Origin of the sequence: Phaeospirillum tilakii, assembly GCF_042683125.1 — a bacterium.
In the GTDB taxonomy this organism is placed as follows: domain Bacteria; phylum Pseudomonadota; class Alphaproteobacteria; order Rhodospirillales; family Magnetospirillaceae; genus Phaeospirillum; species Phaeospirillum tilakii.
Genome location: NZ_JBHUIY010000004.1, coordinates 57,082 through 81,662, shown reverse-complemented (window position 1 = coordinate 81,662; position 24,581 = coordinate 57,082). Strand labels below are relative to the sequence as shown.

Sequence of the window (24,581 nt, the reverse complement as noted above, 5' to 3'; positions counted from 1 at the left end):
CCACATCACCCCGAAAATTGAGCCTTTTTAAGACTCAAGCGAGGGAGAATCCCCGCTGGGCAACGCGAAGGAAAAGGCGCTGCCCTGGCCGGGGTGGGATTCGGCCCAGATCCGGCCGCCGAGGGCCTGGACGATGCGTTTACAGATGGCGAGGCCGACGCCGCTGCCGGCGGGGCCTTCGTGGGGGCGGACGCGGCGGAACAGTTCGAACACGTCCTGTTCCTCGGGATCGAAGCCGATGCCGTTGTCGCGGATGGTGAACACCCATTCCGCCTCGCCGCGCCGGGCGGAGACCTCGACCCGGCAGGGCCGGCCGGGGGCGCGGAACTTGACGGCGTTGCCGACCAGATTCTGGAACAGCTGCATCAGCGGCAGTTCGTCGGCCTGGACCTCGGGCAGGTCGCCGATGACGATTTCGGCCTGGCTGTCGCGGATGATGGCGTCGAGGCTTTCGACCGCGACCCGGCAGGCGGCCAGGGCCGAGACCCGGGCCGGCGGGCCGACATTGGAGCTGACATAGGAATAGGCCAGCAGCCCGCCGATCAGTTCGTGCATCCGCCGCGCCCCATCGACGACATAGCGCAGGTAATCGCGGCCGGTGGCATCGAGCCGGTCGCCGAGATGGCGTTCGAGCAACTGGGCGAAGCTGGTGACCGAGCGCAGCGGCTCGCGCAGATCGTGGGCGGCGACGAAGGCGAAGCGTTCGAGTTCGGTGTTCATCACCGTCAGCCGTTCGATCACCGCCTGCATCGCGTCGGCGACGCGCTGCTGCTCGGCGAGGCGGGCCTCGATCACCGCGATCTGGCGCTGGCGCAGCGCCGCCTCGCGCCTTCCGATCACGTTGCGGACCCGGGCCAGCACCAGCGGGGCGACGAACGGCTTGTGGATGAAATCATCGGCGCCGAGCGACAGGCCGTATTCCTCGTCGCTGGGGGAATCGAGCCCGGTGAGGAAGATCACCGGCACGTCGCGGCCAAGCGGATGGAAATGCAGCCGGCGGCAGACCTCGAACCCGTCGAGGCCGGGCATCATCACGTCGAGCATCACCAGATCGGGGGTCGGCTCGCGTTCGAGCCGGGCCAGCGCGGCGGCGCCGTCGGCGGCGGTCTCGACCTCGTAGCTGCCGGCCAGCAGGTCTTCCAGCACCAGACAATTGTCGATCTGGTCATCGACCACCAGGATCAGCGGTTTGGCCTTCATGCCGTTCCTTTCGTCCCCACCCCCGCCGTATGGGCCGCCAGCTCGGCCACCACCGCCGCCACCATCTCGGCCAGCCCGTCCGCCGCCGCCGCCAGATCCGCCGCCGGCACCGCCCCCGACCGCGCCAGCCGCTCGACCTCCGCCGCCCGCCGGGCCAGCGGCCCGGCATGGAGGTTGCCGGCGGTGCCCTTGACCTTGTGGGCCAGGGCGGCCAGGGCGGCGGCATCGCCGACCCGCCCGGCCTCGGCCAGCGCCGCCGCCGTTTCGGCGTGGGTGTCGCGCACCGTCGCCGCCAGCCGGAGGATGAAATCCTCGCGTCCCTGATAGTGGTGTGACAGGGCGTCCCAATCAACCCCCGCCGGCGCCGGGGCCGGGGCCGAAACGGCCGGGGTCACCCGGGAGCGGATCACCTCGACCAGCCGGTCGAGATGGACCGGCTTGGTGACATAGGCCACCATCCCGGCGGCGCGGCAGCGCGCCTCCTCCTCGGGCAGGGCATGGGCGGTGATGCCGATCACCGGCAGGGCGGGCGCCAGCGCCGCCAGCCGGCGGGCGAGGTCGTAGCCGTCCATCTCGGGCATCTGGATGTCGGTCAGCACCACGTCGAAGGCGTCGGCGCCGTCGCGTTCGATGATCGCCAGCGCCTCGCGGCCGTTGCCGGCCTCGACCAGTCCGGCCCCGGTCAGGTCGAGCATCTCGGCCAGCACCAGCCGGTTGACCTCGTTGTCCTCGGCCGCCAGCACCCGGATCCCGGCCAGCGGATGCTGCTCGGCCGGCGGCGGTGGCGGCGGCGGGGACGGCGCGCTCTCGGCCAGCACCTGCCGGGCCCGGGGCGGCCAGTCGAGCCCGACCGCCGCCCCGGCCAGCCCGGACGGCAGCCGGGCCGAGGGCGGATCGAGCACCACCGCCACCCGCCGCCCCAGCGCCGCCAGCTTGCGCAGGATCGGCGCCGCCTCGGCGGCCAGGGCGGTGCCGACCACCAGGATCGCCGCCTCGGGCAGCGGATCGAGCCCGTCGGCCAGGGTCACCGCCGCGCCGCGCGCCCGCAGCGCCGGGGCCAGATCCTCCGCCCCCTCGCGGCCGAGGCCGATCAGCGCCACCGCAGGCGGCGGCGGCGGCGACGGATCGGCCAGCGCCCGCAGCGGCAGCCGGACGGTGAAACGGGTGCCGGCGCCGGGGGCGCTGTCGACCGTCACCTCGCCCTGCATCAGGGTCAGCAGGTGGCGGCAGATCGACAAACCGAGCCCGCTGCCGCCGAAATGGCGGGTGGTCGAGCTGTCGGCCTGCTCGAACGGCTGGAACAGCCGGGCGACCTGCTCGGGGCTCATGCCGATGCCGCTGTCGCTGACGGTGAAGCGCAGCATCCCCTCGCCCACCGCCACCGCCAGCGTCACCGAGCCGCCGGGCGGGGTGAACTTGACCGCGTTGGACAGCAGGTTGCCCAGCACCTGGGTCAGCCGGGCCGGGTCGCCCTCGATCCGCGCCGGCAGTTCGACCGCCTCCTCGATCCGCATCCGCAGCCCCTTGTCGCGCGCCCGCGCCGCCACCAGCCCGACCGCGCGGTCGATCACCGGGCCAAGCGCCAGCGGCACCCGCTCGGCCCGGACCTTGCCGGCCTCGATCTTGGCGAAATCGAGGATGTCGTTGACCACGTCGAGCAGGGTCTCGCCCGAATCGACGATGCGGCCGAACAGGGTGCGGGCGCGCTCGCCGAGCTGGGCATCGCCCCGGCCGAGCTGGGCCAGGCCGAGCACGGCGTTGAGCGGGGTGCGGATCTCGTGGCTCATGTTGGCGAGGAAATCGCGCCGCACCTGGGCCAGACGCTGCGCCTCGGCCAGCGCCGCCTCGCGGGCGCGGCTGGTCTCGATCTGGGCGGTGACGTCGCTGAAGCTGACCACCGCGCCGATGATCGCCCCGTCCTGCTTGATCGGATGCACCGCGTAATGAACCGGAAAGGCGGAGCCGTCGGCGCGCCAGAACACCTCGTCCTCGACCCGCCGGGTGATCCCGTCCTCCAGGGTCAGCGTCGCCGGGCAGGCGGCCTCGGCATAAAGCGAACGGTCGGGATGGCTGTGATGGAAGGCGAGATGGGCGTTGTGGCCGACCAGCGCCTCGAGCGGGGTGTCGAGCAGGGCGCAGGCGGCCGAATTGGCGAAGGTCACCACCCCGTCGGCATCGATGCCGAACAGGCCGTCGGCGCTCGATTCGAGGATCAGCCGCCATTTGGCCTCGGCGGCGCGCAGGTCGGCGGTGCGCAGCGCCACCACCTCCTCCAGGTGATGGCGGTAGAGGTCAAGCTCCTGGGCGATCCGCTTCTTTTCGGTGATGTCCTCCTTGATCGCCAGATAATGGGTGACCTCCCCCTCGACGTTGCGGACCGGGGAAATGCGGTCGAGTTCAATGAACACCTCGCCGTTCTTGCGCCGGCTGATGAACTCGCCCTGCCACGCCCGCCCCTCGGCCAGGGTCTGCCACAGATCGGCATAGGTCGAGGCCGGGGTCAGGCCGGAGGCGAGCAGCGACGGGTTCTGGCCGATCAGCTCGTCGCGCTCGTAGCCGGTCATCGTCAGCAGGGCGGCGTTGACGTAATCGATGGTGCCGTCGGCATTGGTGATCTGGATGCCGTTGGGGCTCTGCTCGACCGCCAGCGACAGCTTGCGCACCTGCTCGCGCGCCAGGACCCGCTCGGTGATGGTCTCGCTCAGGATCAGCAGCCCGCCGACCGCGCCATCCTCGCCGCGCCAGGGCAGCACCTCCCAGCGCAGCCAGTCGGTGCCGCCATCGGGACGGGGATAGAGATCCTCCTCGCATTTCTCGGTTGCCCCGGCCAGACAGCGGCGGTGGATCTCCTTCCACCGCCCGGGCAGCGAGGGAAACAGCTCGTAATGGCAGGCGCCGATCACCTGGGCGGGATCGAGCCCGAAATCGGCCGCCCAGCGCCGGCTGGCGACCAGATAGCGCATGTCGCGGTCGAACATCGCCAGCGCCACCGGGGCGTTGTCGATGAACAGCCGCAGCCGGCCCTCGGCCACCGCCAGCTGCAACTCGGCCAGCTTGCGGTCGGTGATGTCCTGGAGGGTGCCGCGGATCGTCGTCACCCGCTCGCCCTCGCGCACCGGGGCGCCGATCGCCCGCACCCATTTGCGCTGGCCGGCCGGGGTGACCAGCTCCAGTTCCAGCTCGTAGCCGATGCCGTGGTCGCGCGCCGCCGCCACCGCCTGTTCCAGCCGGGCGCGGTGCGGACCGTGGAACTGGGCCATCCCCTGGGCGAGCGAGAACGTGTCGCCCGGCTCCAGCCCCTCGATCTCGGCCACCTCGTCGGTGATCGACACCACCCCGGTGGCGAGGTCGAGACTCCAGGCGCCGATATGGGCCAGCCGGCTCATCTCGTGCAGCAGGGCGTCCTTCTCGCGCAGCGCCGCCTCGGCCTCGACCCGGGCGGTGATGTCGAGGGCGACCCCGCTGCGGGGAAAGCTCATCCCCTCGCGGTCGGGTCCGCTCGGGGTCGAGTTGAACTGGATCCACCTGACCCGCCCGCTCGGGGAGGTGATGCGCAGATCGACGCTGTAGGGCTGGCGGGCCCGGGTGGCGGCGCGGTGCAGGGGCAGGATCCGCGCCCGCTCGGCCGGGTCGATCTGGCGGCGGATCGCGCCGAGATCGGCCAGCGCCTCGGCCGGCTCGATCTCGAACAGCTCGCGGCAGTAATCGCTGACATAATGCAGTTGCTCGTTGCCGTCGTCATCGACGGCATATTCGTACAGCATGCCGGGGACCGAGGCGGCCAGCCGGGCCAGCTTGTCGGCCGAGGCGCGCACCGCCGCCTCGGCCCGCCAGCGGGCGGTGATGTCGCGGCCGATCCCCAGCACCCCGACCACCTCGCCGCCCTCGCCCCACATCGGCGTCTTGATGGTTTCGAGCAGCACCCGCGCCCCGTCGGCGAAGCGGATCCATTCCTCGTTGGTACTCGGCCCCCCGGCTTCGATCGCCCGGCGGTCGTTGGCGCGGAAGCCGTCGGCGGTCTCGGCGTCGATCAGGTCGTAATCGGTGCGGCCGAGGATCGCCTCCTCGGCGCGGCCGACGAAGCGTTCGAACATCCGGTTGCAGATCAGGAAGCGGCCCTCGACATCCTTCAGCCACACCAGATCGGGCAGGGTGTCGAGCAGGGTGCGCAGCAGCCGCCGCTCCGCCGCCAGCGACAGTTCGGCGGCGCGGCGCTCGGTGCAGTCCTCGAAGGTCAGGGCGACGCCGAACAGGCGGCGGTTGCCGTCGCGGATCGGGCTGGCCCGGCCCCGGATCGGCCGTTCGTGCCGGTCGCGGCCGACCAGCAGCACCTGCCCGGCCGGCCCGAACGGATCGTCGCCGGCGATCGCCCGCGCCAGCGGATCCTCCACCGGGCTGCGGTCGCCCTCGGACAGGAGCACGAACACCTGATCGAGCGGACGGCCGCGCGCCTCGGCCCGGCTCCAGCCGGTCAGCGCCTCGGCGGTGCGGTTGAGAAAGGTGACCGACCCGGCAACGTCGGTGGCGATCACCGCGTCGCCGATGCTGTCGAGGGTGACCCGGTACATCTGCCGCCGCGCCTCGGCCCGCAGGCGGCGGCGGTGGGTGGTTTCGCTGACGACGCTGATCAGCCCGCCGCTGGCCAGCAGGATCGCCAGATCATAGACCGCCCCGCCGCCCCAGGACTCGGCGGTGGGGAACAGCACCAGCCCGATCGCCACCGCCGACAGCAGGGTGGCGGCCAGACCGGGCCCCAGCCCGCCCAGCAGCGCGGCGGCGGCGATCGCCGGCACGAACAGCACCAGCAGCGGCAGGGTCTCGACCGGCACCGTGATCGCCAGCCGCACCAGCAGGGTGGCGCCGACCGCGATCAGGGCGAACAGCAGCGCCGCCCAGGCCGGCCAGGGGGCGCCGCGCACCACCTCGCCACTCGCGGCCTCGTCGCCCGGAGCCTCGTCGCCCGGGGCTTCGTCGCCCGGAAGCCGGTCCGGCTCGGGCCGCCACGCGCGGGCGCGGTCGGGCACCGCCAGCAGCAGGAAATACAGCGCCAGGGTGGTGGCGAGGACGAAGAAGCTGCCCTTCAGCAGGCTGAGGGTGGCCAGCGTCTCCGCCGAGCCCCAGCGCGCCATCACCAGATCGGAGCCGAACACCCAGGCGAAGGCCCCGAGGCCATAGCCGGCGGTGGCAACGAGGATGAAACGGCTGCGGCGCGCGGCGGCCATCTCCGGTCTGTCTCCCCCCCTGACGAACGGCCGAGCGTATCGGGTGATGACTGATACTTACATCATAGTCATCCACCCGGCACGGAACAACCAAAAGGGTCGGAAGCCGGAAGGTCAGGCATTGGCCTGGGCGAAAGTGCTCTCCACCCGCACCGGGGCGGGGGGAGGCCGGCCTCAGGCGCCGATGCCGGCCAGACGCAGCAGGTAGAGCAGGCCGACCGCCACCGCCAGCACGATCAGGAACGGCCTGGCCATCGTCCAGACGAAGGAGAACATCGCGAAGGGCGTGACGACGATGCCCCGGGTGGGACGGGAGGACTGATCGTCGGATTGCTCGGTCATGGTCGGGTCGGGTCCGGACTGGGTTCAGGAAAGGCGCGCAGTTTACGCCGAGCCCGTCCCGGCTCCAAGGGGCTTCCGCGCCGGAGTCGGGGCGGGGCGGTGGGCTGCGGCAACGGCGGTTGACTCGGCGCCGGGCATCGTCCATCACCGTGCGAGCCCATCATTGCCGCCCAGCGAGGATTGCACCCATGGCCGCCGTCACCACCGTCGCCACCACCCCGATCGCCGGCCAGAAGCCCGGTACGTCCGGCCTGCGCAAGAAGGTCGCGGTGTTCGCCGGGCCGCATTACCTCGAAAACTTCGTCCAGTCGGTGTTCGACAGCATCGGCGACACCGCCGGCCAGACCCTGGTGGTCGGCGGCGACGGCCGCTATCACAACCGCGCCGCGATCCAGACCATCCTGCGGATGGCCGCCGCCGCCGGCTTCGCCAAGGCGATGGTCGGCCGGGGCGGCATCCTCTCCACCCCCGCCGCCTCCTGCGTGATCCGCAAATACCGGACCTTCGGCGGGCTGATCCTGTCGGCCAGCCACAATCCGGGCGGGCCGGACGAGGATTTCGGCATCAAATACAACATCCCGGCCGGCGGCCCGGCGCCCGAGGCGGTGACCGAGGCGATCTATGCCCGCACCCAGACCCTGCGCGAATACCGGCTGGTCGAGGCCGCCGCGGTCGATCTCGACCGCCTGGGCGAGCAGCGGGTCGGCGCGATGGTGGTCGAGGTGTTCGACCCGGTGGCCGATTACGCCGCGCTGATGGAGACGCTGATCGATTTCGACGCGATCCGCGCCCTGTTCGCCGACGGCTTCCGCCTGCGCTATGACGCGATGAACGCGGTGACCGGCCCCTATGCGGTCGAGATCCTGGAGCGCCGGCTCGGCGCCGCCCCGGGCAGCGTGGTCAACGCGGTGCCGCTCGAGGATTTCGGCGGGATGCATCCCGACCCCAATCTGGTCCACGCCCATGATCTGGTGGCGGCGCTGACCGGCCCCGACGCGCCCGATTTCGGCGCCGCCTCGGACGGCGACGGCGACCGCAACATGATCCTCGGCCGCGATTTCTACGTCACGCCGTCGGATTCGCTGGCGGTGCTGGCGGCCAACGCCCATCTCTGCCCCGGCTATGCCGGCGGGCTGGCCGGTCTGGCCCGCTCGATGCCGACCAGCGCCGCCGCCGACCGGGTCGCCGCCAGGCTCGGCATCCCCTGCTACGAGACCCCGACCGGCTGGAAGTTCTTCGGCACCCTGCTCGATGCCGGCCGCGCCACCTTGTGCGGCGAGGAAAGCTTCGGCACCGGCTCGGACCATGTCCGCGAAAAGGACGGGCTGTGGGCGGTGCTGATGTGGCTCAACATCCTGGCCCGCCGCCGGGTCGGCGTGGCCGAGATCGTCACCGCCCACTGGCGCGACTTCGGCCGCAACGTCTATTCCCGCCACGATTACGAGGGGATCGACTCCGCCGCCGCCGAGGGGCTGATGGCCCATCTGCGCGGGCTTGACCTCACCGGGCGCGAGCTCGACGGCCGCAAGGTCGCCCTGTTCGACGATTTCGCCTATACCGACCCGGTCGATGGCAGCACCAGCCACCACCAGGGCATCCGCGTGCTGTTCGAGGACGGCGCCCGCATCGTCTACCGCCTGTCCGGCACCGGCACCCAGGGGGCGACGCTGCGGGTCTACATCGAACGCTACGAACCCGACCCCGCCCGCCACGGCCTCGACCCGCAGGTGGCGCTGGCCGACCTGATCGCCACCGCCCGCCGGCTGGCCGAGATCGAGGCCCGCACCGGCCGGACCGAACCCACCGTCATCACCTGATCCCCACCCCGTCTCCCGCCACAGGAGAATTTCCCCATCGCCTGTTGGGCCCGATCATGGCACTGTCATGATCGGGAGACCGGATGTTACCGCCCGTTACCAACCCGGCGATGATGGCGTTACCGAAGTGGACTATCCCTGGCCGGACGGTGCGCAACGGGCGCGGGGGGAGAATGAAGGCGATGATCGAACACACGCGCGGCCTGGCTTTGCGGTTCCATCAGGGGGCCACCGGTCTGGTGCGGCGAATGTCGGTTTCGACCCTGCTGATCGTCACCGTCACCGCCTATGGCCTCGTCTGCGGCGTCAGCCTGCTGATCCTCTGATCCCCCGCGCACGATAACGACGGTTTAGGCGGGCTGCCGCCCGCCGGCCCGCTTGGGGAGCAAAGCTCCCCAAACCCCTCATTTTCCAGTTCTTTCGCGCCAGACAGGCCTGAGGTGGATGCGCCGATCAAGTCCGCGCATCACGGCAAGAACCGTCCCGCCCTGATCAATCGAAGAAAACGAAGGGGGTCCGGGGCATCGCCCCGGGCGGGTGCGGGCGGCAGCCCGCCGGGAGGATCACAACGGCCGGAAGGCGACGATGGCCATATCGTCGCGGCGTTGCTGGGGGCCGCGATATTCGGCCTGGGCCTGTTCCATCCGCGTCACCTGCTGATGGAGCGGCAGGCCCTGGGTGGCGAGGATGACCTCGCCGAGGCGGCGGCGGCCGAACAGGCGGGGCGGTTCGCCGCCGACATGGTCGGTCATCCCGTCGGTATAGAGGTAGAAGCAATCGCCGGGGGCGACCGGGATCACGGTTTCGGTGAAGGTGCCCTCGATCCGGCCGGTGCGATAGCCGAGGCTGCGGCGGTCGCCGCGCAGGGTGGTCAGTTCGCCGTCGGCCAGGATCGACAGCGCCATGTTGGCCCCGGCGAAGGTGACGGTGCGGGCGCCGCGGTCCCACAGGCAGATCGCCGCGTCGAGTCCGTCGTCGGAAGCGGAATCCGGGCGGTCCTGGCGCAGGCGCTCGCGCACCACCCGGTCGAGCCGTTCGAGGATCGCGGCGGGGGCCAGCGGCACTTCCTCCTCCAGCAGGATGCGGTCGAGCGCCGAGGCCACCACCACCGTCATGAACGCCCCCGGCACGCCGTGGCCGGTGCAGTCGGCCAGCAGGATCAGGGCGCGGTTGCCGAAACGGTGCAGCCAGTAATAATCCCCGCCGACCTGTTGCAGCGGCTGCCAGCTGATGTGCAGTTCGGCCAGCAGGTCGCCCAGGCAGGAGGCGTCGGGCAGCAGCCCGTCCTGGATCTTGCGGGCATAGCCCAGGCTGTCGAGCACCAGCCGGCTGGCCCGTTCCAGTTCGGCGTTGTTCTCGATCAGGCGGGCCTGGGCCGCCTCCAGTTCGCGCACCAGCCGCTCGGCCTTGTCGCCGGCCTCCAGCCCCTCGACCATCCGGTTGAAGGAACGGGCGAGCCGGCCGATCTCGTCGGCGCTGTCCCACTTCACCCGCACCGAATAATCGCCGGTGGCGTGGACCCGGTCGGCGGCGTCGGCCAGCCGGGCCAGCGGGCCGGAGATCCGCCGCGCCACCCGCAGCACCAGCGCCAGGATCACCCCGAGCAGCAGCCCGGCCAGCAGCAGGCTGCGGTACATCCGGGCGAAGAAGCCGTCGATCCGCCGCGCCACCAGCCGGTCAAGCTCGGTCGCCGCCACCCTCCAGGCGGCGTGGGTGGCCTGCAATGCCGGAACGAAGCCGTCATGCAGCCCGCCGGCCGCCGCCGGCTCGAACCGCCCCGCCGCCAGCCCGGCACGCAGCCCGCGCGCGACCCGATCGAGCCGCCCGGCCAGTTCGGCGAAGGGCGGCGCCAGCGCGGCGCGCAGGCCGCCATCGGCGTCACCGCGCCAGCCGGCGGCGAGATCGGCCTCGATCCCCTGCGTCAGCGCCGCCAACTGGCCTTCGAGCAGGCCGAGATCGGTGCGGCGGTCGGGATCGAGCGGCCCGGTCCCGGCGGCGGCGAGCTGGAGATCGAGCCGGGTCAGCAGGTCGGCCAGCGCCGGCAGCCGCACCACCGCCAGCGACATGGTGTAGAAACTGTCGAGATCGGGATCGAGGATCAGGTTCGAACTGTCGCCCAGCCGGGCGATCAGCGCCCGCAGCCGGTCGAGCGCCGGCTCGACCGGTCCCCCCTGCCCCGCCGCCGCCGTCGCCGCGATCGCCGCCTCGGCCAGGGCGGCACTGTCGAGCCCGTCGCCCAGCCGCGCCTCGGCCGCGCGCAGCCGGTCGAGCGCGCCGGCCAGATCGCCCTCGCCGCCCAGGGAAAAGCGCCGGTCGAGCAGCGCGAACAGGCCGTCGCGCGCCACCCCGATATAATCGAGCCCGATCAGTTCGCGCCGGGCGAAATTGATCGCGAGGTACTTTTCCTCGACCAGGCTGGCGCCGAGAAACACCACCGCCACCATGTCGAGGGCGTAGATGGTCAGCAGCTTGTACGACACCCGCAATCGCGACAGCAGCGCCACGCCCACCCCCGGCGATCGTCATTTTTCAACTGATAGACAGCTTAGTCCCACCGCCGGCGGGCTGTCTCGCCACGAAAGGGAACGTGAATAGCAAAATTCGCGTCAATTTTGGCTAAAATTGTCAGCATTTTTCGCCAACGCCGTCACGAAGCCTCTTCCGCCCCGGCCAGGGTGGCGGCAAAGTGCGAACCGTTTGCAATTTTGCCGATGAGGACGCGATGAGGGGTCTGGTGTGGGGACTGGCGCTGGCGCTGGCATGGGCCGTGCCGGCGACGGCGGAACAGGTGCGGGTGACCTTCCTGCACGTCAACGACATCTATGAATACCACGCCCGCGACGGCGTCGGCGGGCTGGCCGAACTGTCCACCCTGCTGAAGCGGCGCGAGGCGGTGGTGCCCAACCCGCTGCGCACCTTCGGCGGCGACCTGCTGTCGCCGTCGCTGGCCTCCAACCTGACCAAGGGCGCCCATCTGATCGCGCTGTTCAACCAGCTCGACCCGGTGGCGGCGGTGCCCGGCAACCACGAATTCGATTTCGGCCCCGAGGTGTTCGCGGCGCGGATCGCCGAATCCCGCTTTCCCTGGATCGGCAGCAACGTGCTCGGCCCCGACGGGAAGCCGTTCGGGGGGATGATCGCCCGCCGCATCGTCACCAAGGGCGGGGTCAAGGTCGGCTTCCTCGGCATCCTGACCGCCCAGACCGCCAACCTCGCCGTCGGCGGCGGGGTCCGCTTCGCCGACGAGACCGAGACCGCCCGCGCCGCCGCCCGCGCCCTGCGCGCCGAGGGGGCCGAGCTGGTGGTGGCGCTGACCCACCTCGATTTCGACCAGGACCGCGCCCTGGCCCGCGCCGTGCCGGAGATCGACCTGATCCTCGGCGGCCACGACCACGACCCGATGGCGATCCAGGAAGGCGGCGCGCTGGTGCTGAAGGCCGGCTCGGACGCGCACTGGCTGGGCGAGGTCGAGATGGTGGTCGATCGCCCCGACCCCGGCACCACCGGCAAGACCCGCGTCTTCCCCGCCGACTGGCGGTTCGAGGCGGTGCGCGACCTGCCGGCCGACCCGGCGCTGGCCCCGACCATCGCCGCCACCGACGCCCTGCTGGCCGACGGTCTCGACCGGCCGCTGGCCACCCTCGCCCGCCCGCTCGACAGCCGCACCGTCCTGGTGCGGAGCGAGGAGGCGGCGCTGGGCGACCTGTTCGCCGACGCCCTGCGCGCCCAGTTCGGCGCCGACGCCGCCCTGATCAATGGCGGCGGCCTGCGCGGCAACCGGCTCTATCCCGCCGGCACCACCCTGACCCGCCGCGACGTGCTGACCGAGCTGCCGTTCGGCAACGTGGCGATGCTGGTCGAGCTGAGCGGGGCCGAGCTGCGCGCCGCGCTGGAAAGCGGGCTGGCCAAGGTCGAGAGCAAGGCCGGGCGGTTCCCCCAGGTGTCGGGGCTGCGGCTGCGCTACGACCCGGCCGCCCCGGCCGGACGCCGGCTGGGCCCGGTCGAGATCGGCGGCCAGCCGCTCGACGAGTCACGCCGCTACCGGGTGGCGATCACCGACTACCTCGCCAAGGGCGGCGACGGCTATGCCCCGCTCGCCGCCGCGCGGGTGCTGATCGACGCCAGCGCCGGCCCGTTGCTGGCCAACGTCGTTGCCGACCATCTGGTCCGGCTCGGCCGGGTCGATCTCGCCCCCGACGGCCGGATCGCCCCCACGCGGTAACACCGGCCGCCCTTTGAACTGATCCGTTCGGCGGCCGGCCAGCCCGCGCGGCGTCTGAGCGTCACCGTCTCGGCCTGAACTGACCCAACGGGTCAGTTCATTGGCCGGGCGGTACTAAGAGCGCCCGGCCCATGAAGGGGGCCGGCATCATGCACGGTGGCCGAGGGGGGGGGCATGGCCGCGATGCCCCCCTTTCGCCCCTCGCGGGAATGAGCTAGCTTCCGTCCCCGAAGGGGAGAGGAAAACGCATGACCTCGCAAGATTTGGTTCAGACCGGGAAGCGCGTTTTCCCGATACTTTGGCTGTATGCCCTCACCGTCATCCTTGCCCATGGCACCCGAATGTTTGTCCCGACATTCGGCGGCGACGACTGGCACGCCATTGTTCGCCCTGATTTTCAGTACGGCCTGATCGTTGCCATCGGCCGCTGGATGAACCTGCTGGTCTGGCGTCTGGCCGATGGCAACAGCTTTGGCCCAGCGACCGGGGTCGCCGTGCTGTCGCTGGCGCTGCTTTTCCTGGCCCTGGCCTGTTGCCGCGCGCTGGGGATCCGGCGGCCGGGGATCATCGTCGCCTTCGCCGCGCTGCTGGTCAGCTTTCCGATCATGGCGGAGACCTTTTCCTTCAAACAGAACCACTTCCCCAATGCCGCCGGCATCCTGCTGGCGACCGGGGGCGGGCTGATGACGATCGAGGCCTGGACCTGCCTGGGCCGTGGCGCGCGGCGGGCCGCCCTGCTCCGTTCGGTGGCGGCGGTGGTGTGCATCACCCTGTCGTCGGCCTGTTCCCAGCAGACGATGCACTTCACCGTCGCCCTGCTGCTGGCCCATCTGGTCGGGCTGTCCCGGCAGCCGGCGCCGGCAGCGATCGGGCGCCGGGAGGCGCGGGGGCTGCTGTTCGGGCTGGCCATCCTGGCGGCCGGACTGACGGTTTACGCGGTGTCGGTGCCCCTGTCGCAGCATCTGCTCGACATCCCCACCTTCAGCGGGCGCGGCGGGCACAGCATGGGTGCGGGCATGGTCCAGTCGCCGGAGGAACTGGCGCAGGGGGTGCGGAGCTTCCTCACCGGATGGGGCAGCTTTCTGTTCCTGTCCACCCACCTGTTCCCCCTGCCGTTGAAGCTGGCCTTTTACGCCGCCCTGGCGGTCTGTCTGGTCCTCGCCCCGCGCTGGCGGGAACGGATCTGCCTTGCCGTCTGCACCCTGCTGATGCTGGCCCTGCCCTTTGCGCTGGCGATCGTCCGGGTCGAGGCGGTCTTCCGCTTCACGGCGATCATCGCCCTGGCGGTGCCTTACGCGATGGTCTTCGCCCTGATGGCCGACCATCTGCACCGGCGGCGACGCGGACGCTGGGCCTGCGCCGCCCTGATCGGGATGACGCTGCTGTTCTGCTTCGAACAGAACAAGGCCAGCCTGTCCACCGTCCTGCTCAACCAGCGCGACCGGGCGGTTGCCGCCCGGATCCTGACCCGGTTGCAGGCGGCGCCGGAATTCGCCCCCTTCGCCACCACGGGGGTGCTGCCCATCCTGGTCGTCGGCCAGCTGGAGGACCGGATGCCGCCCTACCCCTTCGCGCCGGATTCGCCCGACGCGCCGCCCCCGCAGAATTACTCGATCGACAGTTGCGGCGTATTCAATTGCTCCATCGGCCGGCTCGAACCGTTGCTGCAACTGATCGGAGAGGCAACGATGCGCTATCCGGTGTCGGTCTGGCAGCACCGTCCGGCCGAGATGACCGACCCGGCCCTGTCCGACCGGATCGCCGCGGCGCCGCCCTGGCCCGCGCCCGGCTCGATGATCTGGACCGCCGACGGCGTCGTGCTGGTGCTGGGCCGGACCGCCCCCCAGCGGCCTGCCCCGTGACTGAGGCTGGCGCGCGGCGGGAAGGGGAGACCTGACTACCCGAAATCAAGCGCGCGGCGACAGGCGGGCAGCAGCCGCGACACCCGGTCGAGATCGAGGGTGAGGGGGTCGCCATATCGCCACGCCTTCCGCCCGCTCCGCCGCCGCCGCCCGGGCGAACGGCAGGTGAAAATCGCGGTGGATCGAGCGGCGGATCACCATCGACCGCTCCGGCACGATGATCTGCGCGAAGGCCTGCGGCTGGTTGGTCACCACCACCTGCCCCGCCAGCCCGAGCAGCTCGAAAAAGCGCTGGATGAAGGCCGGCACCGCCTGCCCCGGCTGGGTGTGCTGGAACAGGATCGGTCCGGTGAAGCCATGACGCAGCGGCCACCACAGCCGGTTGGTGGATTCGAGCAGGAAATGGCCGAAATGGGGGAACAGCAGGCCGCCATAGACCGCCGGACCGGGCCGGACCGGCACCTCGGCCGGATCGATCGCGGCCGGATCGTGGGGCTCGGTCCAGGGCCCGGCGGCGCGGTCGAGCATCGACAGCGGGCAGACCGTGCCCGAGCGGCGGTAGACCCCCGCCTGCCAGCGGGTGATCGGCTGGCCGTCGCGGCCGGTCCGCGCCAGCGGACGACAGGGCGGCACCCAGCCCGGCTCGACCGCCAGCGGCGCCTCGCCCACCGGCGGCAGCGGTTCGACCCGGGGCGAGTCCGCCTCCCCGCCGAACACCAGGATCCCCCCCATCCGTCCCCCCTCGCGCCGACACCGCCGATGCGGGCTCCGCCCGCTTCCCAGACGCGCTGGAATACCGTACCCTGCCGCCGAAGATAAGCGAAAGCTGTCGATCGGACGGACGGAAATCATCAAAAATGGAAAATCCCTTCGTGAAGGCGATCATCGTGCCGGGAAAGGACAGCGTGCGTCCCTCCGGCGTCGAGGATCAGGCGGAGGGGCGACGATGAGCGCCCCAACGGCGAGGAAACCGGCCCCGACGCGACCGGGGCGGGGCTAGCGATGGCGCGGGTCTTCGTGGTCGGCGCCTACATTCCCAATGGCGGCACCCTGATGGCCTATCACCTCGGCCGCATCCTCCAGCAGGATTTCGGGCTGGAGGGCTGGGCGGTGCGGGTGGGCGGAGAATCGCCCGACCACGGCATCTTCGCCTACGACCCGGTGTTCCCGTCGATCGACCTCGACGCCCTGCCCGCCACCATCCGCGATGAGGACGTGCTGATCGCCAATCCGTCCTTCTCGGCCCATTGCCTCGGGCTGCGCTGCGCCGGGCGCAAGGTGATGTACGTCCAGGGCTTCACCACCTTCGACCTGCTCGACGGCCATTTCGACCTCTATGTCAGCGTCAGCCGGGTCGTCCACGACTTCATCCGCAATCTCTACGGCATCGACAGCGAAGTCATTCCCCCCTTCATCCGCCCCGACAGCTTCCCCACCCCGCCACCCTGGCCGGACCGGCCGGAGGGCGGCGTGCTGCTGCACAACAAGGGCCACGGGCAGCGCCAAACGCTGCTGCTGGAACGGTTCCGCCAGTTGGTCGCCCGCCGCCGGCCCGGTCTGGTGCTGGAACCGCTGCCGCAGGGCAAGATCCGCCAGCCGGACTTCGCCGCCCGGCTGGGGCAGGCGCGCCACCTGCTGTCGCTGTGCCCGGCCGAGGGTTTCGGCCTGATCCCGCTCGAGGCAATGGCGATGGGCACCACCGTGATCGGCTTCGACGCCTTCGGCGGGCGCGACTATCTCCGCCCCGGCGACAATTGCGAAAGCGTCCCCTGGCCACGGCTGGAGGCGCTGGCCGACCGCCTGCTCGACCTGCTCGACCAGCCGGAGCGGGCCCGGACCCTGGCCGAGCGGGGCCGCGCCACCGCCCTGGCCGACCGCTTCACCCCGGCGCATTTCCGCGCCGCCTGGGGCGCGCAGTTCGAACGCCTGCTGGGAGGGCGGCGGTGACCACCCTGCTGCTGACCGGGCTGCCGCGCTCGGGCACCACCCTGGCCTGCGCCCTGCTCAACGCCTGCCCCGACACCGTCGCCCTGGCCGAGCCGCTGCGGCTGGAACGGCACGGCGACCGCGCCCGCGCCGTCGCCGAGATCGAGGCCTTCCTCGCCGCCGCCCGCCGGCAATTGCGCGAGGAGGGCCAGGCCCCGTCGCTGCATGTCGGCGGCATCATCCCCGACAATTGGGCGGCCGAGCCCACCGCCGCCCCCGGCCGCCGCCCGTCGCGGGCGGAACGCGGGCTGGTGCGCTTCGCCCAGCCGCTTTCGGCCGATTTCACCCTGATCGTCAAGCATCCGGGCGAGTTCAGCGCCCTGCTCGACCTGCTGGCGCCGCGCCTTCCGCTGCTGGCCCTGGTGCGCGACCCGCTGGCGGTGCTGGCCTCGTGGCAGACGGTCGATTTTCCGGTCGGCACCGGCCACCTCCCCGCCGCCGAGGCCTTCAACCCGGAACTGGCCGCCCTGCTGGCCGGGATCGACCGGCCGCTGGCCCGCCAGGTCGCCCTGCTCGACTGGCTGCTGCGGCGCTATCGCGCCCTGCTCGGGCCGGAGCGGATCCTGCGCTACGAGGATCTGACCACCGACCCGGCGGCGGCGCTGGCCCGCTTCGGCGTGCGGCCACCGGCGGTGGGGCGGACCCTCGCCCCGCTCGATCCCGCCCGCCGCTATCCCTCGGTCGATCTGCGCCCGCTCGCCGCCGCCCTGCTGCCGATCGCCCCGACCTGCGAGGCGTTCTATCCCGGCTTCGCCGCCGCCCTGCACCGCCGGTTGTGAACCGGGCCGGGGCGCTCGACCACCGAGACGGGCAAAAACTCGACGCGGTCTATGGCGTCCGCAACAGTCGGCGTTTCCATCACTAGGTATTTTAATCCCTCGGGTAATGCGTCAGTATGGCGTGCCTCGCCCGTATCAAGGGAGTTAACCACCGATGTCCACCACCGCCGAACGGAAGGCGCAGAAGGCGCTGCAATATCTCCAGTCCGCCCGCGAGGTCGCGGCGGAGATGGAGCGGCTGCGCGGCGCCCTGGGCGAAACCAGCCTGCCGGCGGGGGAACGCCGCCGGATCGGCGACGACCTCAACGACGCCACCATCCGGCTGTGCAACCTGATCTCGCTGGCGATGGGCGAAATCGACCAGAGCGGCGAGGCCAGCCTGCGCGCCCGCTTCAATCAGGTGCTCGATCAGGTGCGCGGCCGCTGGGTCGAACTGCATCTCGGCCAGATGGCGGACCGGGTGCGCCAGATCGACCGGGTGGTGGCGGAAACCCTGTCCTCCGGCCTGTGCCGGCTCGGCCTCGCCCGCCGGCTGGAGCAGGCCTTCTCCGAGGTCCGCGCCACCCTCGAGGCGATGGGCACCGAGCCGGTCGAAGGGCTGGAACCCGGCTATCTCGACGATCTGTCGTCACGAATCAGCGTGCTGGCGACGCTCGAAACGGATACCTTCGGTCTGCTCGATCTCAACCGGCCGCGCGGCCGGTGAGGCCCGTGATTCCGGAGCCCGCCCGATGCCCGACCTTGCCGACCCGTCCCTGCTGCGCCGCGAAACCCTGATCGACGGCCAATGGGGCGGCGCCGCCTCCGGCGCCACCCTGGCGGTGATCGACCCCGCCGACGGGCGCGAGATCGCCACCGTTCCCGCCCTCGGGCCCGAGGACGCCCGCCGCGCCATCGCCGCCGCCGAACGCGCCTTCCCCGCCTGGGCCGCCCGCACCGCCGCCGAACGCGGCCGCATCCTGCGCCGCTGGGCCGAACTGATCCTCGAACACCAGGACGACCTCGCTCGCCTGCTCAGCGCCGAGCAGGGCAAGCCGCAGGCCGAGGCGCGCGGCGAGATCGCCTACGGCGCCAGCTTTTTCGACTGGTTCGCCGAGGAAGGCCGCCGCGTCTATGGCGAGGTGATCCCCGAACCCGCCGCCGGCAAGCGCCTCCTCGTCACCAAGCAGCCGGTCGGGGTGGTCGCCGCCATCACGCCGTGGAACTTCCCCAGCGCGATGATCACCCGCAAATGCGCCCCGGCCCTGGCCGCCGGCTGCACCGTGGTGCTGAAGCCGGCCGAGGCGACGCCGCTGTCGGCGCTGGCGCTGGCGGTGCTGGCCGAACGCGCCGGCCTGCCGCCCGGGGTGCTCAACATCGTCACCACCGCCGACCCCGCCGCGATCGGCGCCGAACTGACCGCCAGCCCGGTGGTGCGCAAGCTCAGCTTCACCGGCTCGACCGCCACCGGCCGGCTGCTGATGCGGGCCTCGGCCGACACCGTCAAGCGGCTCAGCCTGGAGTTGGGCGGCAACGCCCCGCTGATCGTGTTCGACGACGCCGACCTCGATCAGGCGGTGGCCGGCGCCCTCGCCTGCAAGTTCCGCAATTCCGGCCAGACCTGCGTCTGCGCCAACCGCATCCTGGTCCAGGACGGCATCCACGATGCCTTCGCCGCCCGCTTCGCCGCCGCCGCCGCCGCGCTGCGGGTCGGGCCGGCCAGCGACCCCGCCAGCCAGCAGGGGCCGCTGATCTCCGCCGCCGCCGTCGCCAAGGTCGAACGCCTGCTGTCCGACGCGGTCGAACGCGGCGCCCGGGTGCTGACCGGCGGCCGCCGTCACCCGCGCGGCGGCACCTTCTTCGAGCCGACCGTGCTCGACCGCGTCACCGCCGCGATGGCGATCACCCGCGAGGAAATCTTCGGCCCGGTCGCGCCGCTGCTGCGATTCGGCGGCGAGGCCGAAGCCGTCCGTCTCGCCAACGACACCGAATACGGGCTGGCCGCCTATTTCTTCAGCCGCGACGTCGGCCGGGTCGCCCGCGTCTCCCGCGCGCTCGAATACGGCATCATCGGCATCAACGATACCGCCATCTCCACCGAGGTCGCCCCGTTCGGCGGCATGAAACAATCCGGCCTCGGCCGCGAGGGCTCGCGCCACGGCATCGAGGAATTCCTCGAAATCAAATATCTCAGTCTCGGCGGGCTCTGAGCCCCCCGGACCGCGCCGGTCGGCGGGCTCCCGCCCGCACCCGGCCGGGGCGAGGCCCCGGACCCCCCTCTTTTTTCTTATATATCCATAGTCGTGGTTTTGCTATGCCTGTGGCATGGGACTGGCGGAATGTGATAGAAGGAGGAATCCCCTCCCCATCAACCGACCGGAGATGATCCATGGCGGATCGGATATTGATCGCCGACGACGAAGCCTTCAGCCGCCGGATGGTGGCCAGCATGCTGCGCGAGGACTGGCCGGACGGGGTGACGGCGGTCGCCAGCAGCGCCGAGGCGCTGATCGAGCTGACCGGGCCGACCGCCAACCGGATCAAGATGCTGATTTCCGACTTCAACATGCCGGGGATCAACGGTCTGCAATTGCTGAAGGCGATCCGGCTGGGGGTGGACGGGGTGCGACGCGACCTGCCGGTGATGCTGCTGACCGGCCATGCCGACCGCGCCCTGATCGGGATGGCGCTGGCGCTCGACGCCGACGCCTTCCTCGCCAAGCCGATCGCCAAGGGCACCCTGCGCGACAAGATCGCCCGGGTGCTGGCGGCGCCGCGCAGCATCAAGCCGATCGAGGCCTACGCCCTGATCAACCCGCGCGAGGACATGCTGGTCCATTGGCGCGAAGGCGACAGCCCCGCCGCCGCCCCGGTCCCCGACGCGGACTCCGGCCCGTCGATCAGCCTGCCCCTGGCCGAGGTGCCGGAGGATTCGATCCTGGCGGCGCCGATCCGCTTCCCCGACGGCACCGACGTGGTCCCCGCCGGCCGCCGCCTCGGCCGCGCCCTGCTCGACCGCCTCGCCGACCTCAAGGCGATGGGCCTGCCGGTCGAACCGGTCCATATCCAGACCCAGTAAGCCGGGATCCAAGGGCCCATGGCCCTTGGCGGGTGCGGGCAGCGCCCGCGCCAGGGGGGCACAAGCCCCCCCCAAGACGATGCCGTTGCAGTTATTGCATTTGAACCATATATTTCAGATGCGATCCTTAACGGAGCACCCACCATGCGTTCGCCCGGCGACACGCCCTTCATGACTGAAAATGAAGGCGAAACCGCCATGGCTCACACTCTGAGCCATACGTTGGCCGGGCTGTTCGCGTTGGCGCCGCCCCGGCTGGAGGCGACGATCACCGTCAACGGTCAGAAGTTGGCGATTCCGCTCGCCACCGTTTCCCTGCTGGCCAAGGCGGCCGGTCTGATGGCGGGCGGGCACCCGGTCGATGTCGTCGCCGTTGATCGGGAGATGTCCGCGCAGGAAGCGGCGGACCTCCTCAAGGTATCGCGGCCTTATCTGATGAACCTGCTGAACCAGGGGATCCTGCCGTTTCGCAAGGTCGGCGCGCATCATCGCCTCCCCTACGAGGCCGTCATCGCCTACAAGCGCGAGCAGGAGCCGCGACGGCGGGCGGCGTTGGACGCGCTGGCGGCCGAAACCCAAACGCGTGAAGGGTGATGCCCCTCTGAATGGAAACCGCCGTTCTCGATGCCTGCGTGCTGTTCCGGGGCGGCATGCGGGATTTTCTGCTGTCGCTGGCCGAGGCGACCCTCTTCTCTCACCCGAGCGTCGCCGCAAACGCCTTGATCGCCTCGAACTCGGCGGCGGCCTGATGTTCCCAGGCGGCGAGCTGCTCGAACGGAGTTTCGGCCGCGCCCTGTTCGATGTCCATCAGCAGCGCGGCCAGGGCGGGGGCGCAGGCGTTGCGGGCGGCGCCCTTGCCGGCGTGGGCGGCGAAGCGGATCGCGGCGCGGTCGCCGGCGGCCAGCGCGATCGCCAGGGCGTCGCCGCTGGCGGGATAGGCCTCGACGAAGAATCCCACCACCTCGGCCAGCAGCGAGGGATCGTCGTCGCCCAGCAGCCCGGCCAGCGCGGCGAGGTCGAGCGGCACGGCCGGCGCGGCGGCCGGGGGCGGGACCTCGGCCGCCGGCGCGGGTTCGGGTTCAGGCGCGGGTTCAGGCGCGGGCTCGGGCGCGGGCTCGGGCGCCGGCTCGGGCGCCGGCTCGGGCGCCGGCTCGGGCGCCGGCTCGGGCGCCGGCTCGGGTTCGGGCGGGGCGGCGTCGGCGTCGGCCGGCGGCGACGGCAGGTGGCGGTCGAGCATCGCCGCCAGCTTGTCGATCGCCACCGGCTTGCTGAGATAATCGTCCATCCCGGCGCGGCGGCAGGTTTCGGCGTCGCCCGGCAAAGCGTTGGCGGTCAGGGCGAGGATCGGCAGGCGGCGGCCGCCGCTGTCCGCCTCGGCGGCGCGGATCCGCATCGTCAGGTCGTAGCCATCGAGCACCGGCATGAAGCAATCGGTCAGCAGCAGGCCGTAGGACACCTCGTGCAGCGCCTTCCACGCCGCCTCGCCCTCCTCGACGATGTCGAAGCGATGGCCGAGCCGGTCGAGCTGCTTGCCGATCACCAGCCGGTTGGTGGGATTGTCCTCGGCCACCAGGATCAGCCGGCCGGCGGCCAGCGCCTGCTCGCGGGTCAGCAGCGGGCGCGGCGGCGGCGCGGCCTCGGCGGTGGCGGCGGCTTCGCCGGCCGCCCCCGGCTGGCGCCCGGTGGCAACGGCGACGGCGCGGATCAGCGAGCCGCTGCGCAGCGGCTTGGCCAGCACCGCCCCCAGCCCGCGCGCCGCCCGCAGCGGGGCCAGCGCCTCGGGCCGGCCGGGGGTGGTGATCAGGGTGGCGGCGGGGGCGACGCCCAGCCGGTCGAGCGCCGCCTCGATCTCCGGCCCGTCGTCGATCAGCAGCAGGTTGGGCCGCAGGCCGGATTCGGCCAGGGCGGCGACGGCCTGGTCGGCATCGGCCGCCGCCACCACCTGGGCGCCGTGGCGGGCCAGGATGTCGGCGACGCAGCGGCGGGCGGTGGGCTGGTCATCCACCACCAGCACGGTCAGGCCGGCGCAGTCGCGCCGCCGTGGCGGCAGCTCCTCCGGCAGCAGCCGCAGCGGGGCGGTGAACCAGAAGGTCGAGCCCTGCCCCTCGACGCTGTCGACGTCGATGCCGCCGCCCATCATCTCGACCAGCCGGCGGCAGATCGACAGGCCGAGCCCGGTCCCGCCAAAGCGCCGGGTGGTCGAGGCGTCGGCCTGGGTGAACGGGGTGAACAGCCGCTGGCGCTGCTCCTCGCTGAGGCCGATGCCGGTATCGGTCACCGCGAACCGCACCGCCACCCACTGGTCAAACCGCTCGGCCAGCGTCACTTCCAGGCTGACCGAGCCCTGCTCGGTGAACTTGATGGCGTTGCCGATCAGGTTGATCAGGATCTGGCGCAGCCGCACCGGGTCGCCCAGGCAGCTTTCCGGCAGGGTCGGGTCGATGTGCCAGGCCAGTTCCAGCCGGCGGTCGCGGGCGCGGTGGGCCAGCATCTCGACCGTGCATTCGATCATCTCGCCGAGGGTCAGCGGGATGGTCTCCAGGTCGAGCCGCCCCGCCTCGATCTTCGACAGATCGAGGATGTCGTCGATGATCGCCAGCAGCGACTGGGCCGAATTGCGGATCACCCCCACCACCTCGCGCTGCTCGCCGTCGAGCGGGGTGGTGTGCAGCACGTCGAGCATCCCGAGCACCCCGTTCATCGGGGTGCGGATCTCGTGGCTCATCGTGGCGAGGAACATCGACTTGGCCTGATTGGCCCGCTCCGCCTCCTCCTTGGCCTTCTTCAGTTCGGCCTCGGTGTGCTTGCTCTCGGTGATGTCGTTGAGGCCGATCAGGATGCGGTTGCGCTCCTCGACATGGATCACCTGACCGGACAGCCGGGCCCAGAAGATCTCGCCGTAATCGGTGGTGAACTGGGTTTCGAAATTATCGACGAAGCCGCCGTTGCGGAGCTGGTCGCGGAAGGCATCGCCGGCGGCGGTGCCGATGTAATCGTCGAACAGCTTCTCGCCGCCCGGGGCGCCCTCGACCAGTTCCGAGCCGCGCCGGTTGACCCGGATCACCCGGCCGCTGTCGGCATCGACCAGCAGCATCGCCAGCGGCGCCCCCTCGAAGAAGCGGCGCAGCATCTCCTCGGCCTGCTTGCGGTCGGTGATGTCGGAAATGCCGACCAGGACGCAGCGTTCCTCGGCCAGGGTGACGATCTGGCCCGACAGCGCCACCGGCAGCAATTCGCCGTAGGCGGTGGTGATGCGCAGTTCGTAATCCTCGAGATAGCCGCCCTCGCTGAGCCGGGCGCTGAAATCGCGGTAGGTTTCCGCCCCGATCAGCCGGTTGAACCGGCCGGCGCGCCCGCCGACGTCGAACAGCTCGGCGGCGCGGCCGTTGGCCAGGATGGTCTCGCCGGTGGCATGGCGATAAAGCAGCATCGGCAGCGGCGCGCCGTTGAACAGGCATTCGATCCGCTCGCGGTCGAGCTTCTGGCCGCTGAGGTCCTGGATCCAGGCGATGGTGGCCTCGACCCCGTTGAAGCGGGTCTGGTCCCAGGTCATCAGCGCCCAGAAATCGGTGCCGGACATCCGCCGCATCCGCAGCTCGACCTCGCGCACCGCCCCCTTGCGCTCGTAGATCCCGAGCAGCCGGGCGTGGTGGTCGGGATGGGCGTAGAGCACCGCCACCGCGCTGTCGAGCAGCAGCGCGCGCGGCAGGCCGAACAGCCGCTCCGCCTGGGGGTTGCCGTACATCACCTGCCCGTCGCCGTCGAACACCAGCACCGCCAGCGGACAGCCTTCCAGCATCCGCATCAGCCCGAGCGGGCTGGGGCCGGTTCTGGTGGCGGGTGAAGTCGAGGCAGCTTCCATCCCGAGGCACTCCCGATGCGACGGGGGGAGCGCCGCGCCGCCGCCGGCCCGGTTTCCACCACCCGATTCCCGGCAAATGGGCGTTGCGCGCGCTTTTTCCCAGCCCCGGCGCGTCTTAAAAAACTCTCCTTTCAAATCAATTTTTTATAATGTTTTTTGGAGCGGAATATCCTTTTCCGCCTGTGGGAAATCCTCTAGGATCGTCGCCCGGAACATAACCTGAACGGCATT

16 protein-coding genes are annotated in these 24,581 nt (G+C 71.2%); 10 read left to right on the top strand and 6 right to left on the bottom strand.

Features of this window, described 5'->3' with window-relative positions:
- Window positions 1–27: 27 nt before the first annotated feature.
- The 3 genes from ACFSNB_RS03405 to ACFSNB_RS03395 form a co-directional block, all read right to left on the bottom strand.
- Entirely contained in the window at window positions 28–1,200 is a 1,173-nt protein-coding gene (locus ACFSNB_RS03405) for a sensor histidine kinase (protein WP_377314513.1), read from the bottom strand.
- The gene (locus tag ACFSNB_RS03400; RefSeq protein WP_377314512.1) at window positions 1,197–6,422 is read right to left on the bottom strand and encodes a PAS domain S-box protein; all 5,226 of its coding nucleotides are present in this window, start codon (window positions 6,420–6,422) and stop codon (window positions 1,197–1,199) included. The genes ACFSNB_RS03405 and ACFSNB_RS03400 overlap by 4 nt, the downstream gene beginning before the upstream one ends.
- A gap of 174 nt (window positions 6,423–6,596) precedes the next feature.
- Window positions 6,597–6,764: a hypothetical protein gene (locus ACFSNB_RS03395; protein ID WP_377314510.1), complete on the bottom strand. Its 168-nt coding sequence runs from the start codon at window positions 6,762–6,764 to the stop codon at window positions 6,597–6,599.
- A gap of 188 nt (window positions 6,765–6,952) precedes the next feature.
- On the opposite strand from ACFSNB_RS03395, the gene ACFSNB_RS03390 reads away from it, so the two are divergent.
- Window positions 6,953–8,581 (top strand): alpha-D-glucose phosphate-specific phosphoglucomutase, encoded by a 1,629-nt coding sequence (locus ACFSNB_RS03390; protein WP_377314508.1) that lies wholly within the window; start codon window positions 6,953–6,955, stop codon window positions 8,579–8,581.
- A gap of 182 nt (window positions 8,582–8,763) precedes the next feature.
- Window positions 8,764–8,907: a hypothetical protein gene (locus ACFSNB_RS03385; RefSeq protein WP_377314506.1), complete on the top strand. Its 144-nt coding sequence runs from the start codon at window positions 8,764–8,766 to the stop codon at window positions 8,905–8,907.
- Between the two features lie 237 nt (window positions 8,908–9,144).
- Here ACFSNB_RS03385 and ACFSNB_RS03380 read toward each other — a convergent pair whose 3' ends face one another.
- Window positions 9,145–11,091 (bottom strand): SpoIIE family protein phosphatase, encoded by a 1,947-nt coding sequence (locus tag ACFSNB_RS03380; RefSeq protein ID WP_377314504.1) that lies wholly within the window; start codon window positions 11,089–11,091, stop codon window positions 9,145–9,147.
- A 212-nt stretch (window positions 11,092–11,303) separates the two neighbouring features.
- Between ACFSNB_RS03380 and ACFSNB_RS03375 the strand changes: the two genes are divergently transcribed.
- Both ACFSNB_RS03375 and ACFSNB_RS03370 read left to right on the top strand, forming a co-directional pair.
- Window positions 11,304–12,803 carry a bifunctional metallophosphatase/5'-nucleotidase gene (locus ACFSNB_RS03375; RefSeq protein WP_377314502.1) on the top strand — a complete coding sequence of 500 codons (1,500 nt, stop codon included), beginning with the start codon at window positions 11,304–11,306 and terminating at the stop codon, window positions 12,801–12,803.
- A gap of 341 nt (window positions 12,804–13,144) precedes the next feature.
- Window positions 13,145–14,665: a glucosyltransferase domain-containing protein gene (locus ACFSNB_RS03370; RefSeq protein WP_377314501.1), complete on the top strand. Its 1,521-nt coding sequence runs from the start codon at window positions 13,145–13,147 to the stop codon at window positions 14,663–14,665.
- 45 nt (window positions 14,666–14,710) lie between these two features.
- Here ACFSNB_RS03370 and ACFSNB_RS03365 read toward each other — a convergent pair whose 3' ends face one another.
- Window positions 14,711–15,397 (bottom strand): glycosyltransferase family 61 protein, encoded by a 687-nt coding sequence (locus ACFSNB_RS03365; protein ID WP_377314499.1) that lies wholly within the window; start codon window positions 15,395–15,397, stop codon window positions 14,711–14,713.
- A gap of 270 nt (window positions 15,398–15,667) precedes the next feature.
- Here ACFSNB_RS03365 and ACFSNB_RS03360 point away from each other — a divergent pair, with 270 nt between their 5' ends.
- The 6 genes from ACFSNB_RS03360 to ACFSNB_RS03335 all read left to right on the top strand — a co-directional run bounded on the left by ACFSNB_RS03360 (window position 15,668) and on the right by ACFSNB_RS03335 (window position 21,082).
- A complete protein-coding gene (locus ACFSNB_RS03360; protein WP_377314497.1) occupies window positions 15,668–16,612 on the top strand; it encodes a glycosyltransferase in 945 nt (314 codons plus the stop codon).
- Window positions 16,609–17,430, top strand: coding sequence for a sulfotransferase (locus ACFSNB_RS03355; protein ID WP_377314496.1), 822 nt, complete (start codon window positions 16,609–16,611; stop codon window positions 17,428–17,430). The genes ACFSNB_RS03360 and ACFSNB_RS03355 overlap by 4 nt, the downstream gene beginning before the upstream one ends.
- Before the next feature lie 154 nt (window positions 17,431–17,584).
- Window positions 17,585–18,136 (top strand): hypothetical protein, encoded by a 552-nt coding sequence (locus ACFSNB_RS03350; RefSeq protein ID WP_377314494.1) that lies wholly within the window; start codon window positions 17,585–17,587, stop codon window positions 18,134–18,136.
- 25 nt (window positions 18,137–18,161) lie between these two features.
- Complete coding sequence (locus ACFSNB_RS03345) at window positions 18,162–19,619, top strand: NAD-dependent succinate-semialdehyde dehydrogenase (protein WP_377314492.1); 1,458 nt, start codon at window positions 18,162–18,164, stop codon at window positions 19,617–19,619.
- Window positions 19,620–19,798: 179 nt separating this feature from the next.
- Window positions 19,799–20,488, top strand: a complete 690-nt coding sequence (locus ACFSNB_RS03340) for a response regulator (RefSeq protein WP_377314491.1) — start codon at window positions 19,799–19,801, stop codon at window positions 20,486–20,488.
- 144 nt (window positions 20,489–20,632) lie between these two features.
- Window positions 20,633–21,082, top strand: coding sequence for a helix-turn-helix domain-containing protein (locus ACFSNB_RS03335; RefSeq protein WP_377314489.1), 450 nt, complete (start codon window positions 20,633–20,635; stop codon window positions 21,080–21,082).
- 100 nt (window positions 21,083–21,182) lie between these two features.
- Here ACFSNB_RS03335 and ACFSNB_RS03330 read toward each other — a convergent pair whose 3' ends face one another.
- Window positions 21,183–24,350, bottom strand: coding sequence for an ATP-binding protein (locus ACFSNB_RS03330; protein WP_377314488.1), 3,168 nt, complete (start codon window positions 24,348–24,350; stop codon window positions 21,183–21,185).
- Window positions 24,351–24,581: the final 231 nt, after the last annotated feature.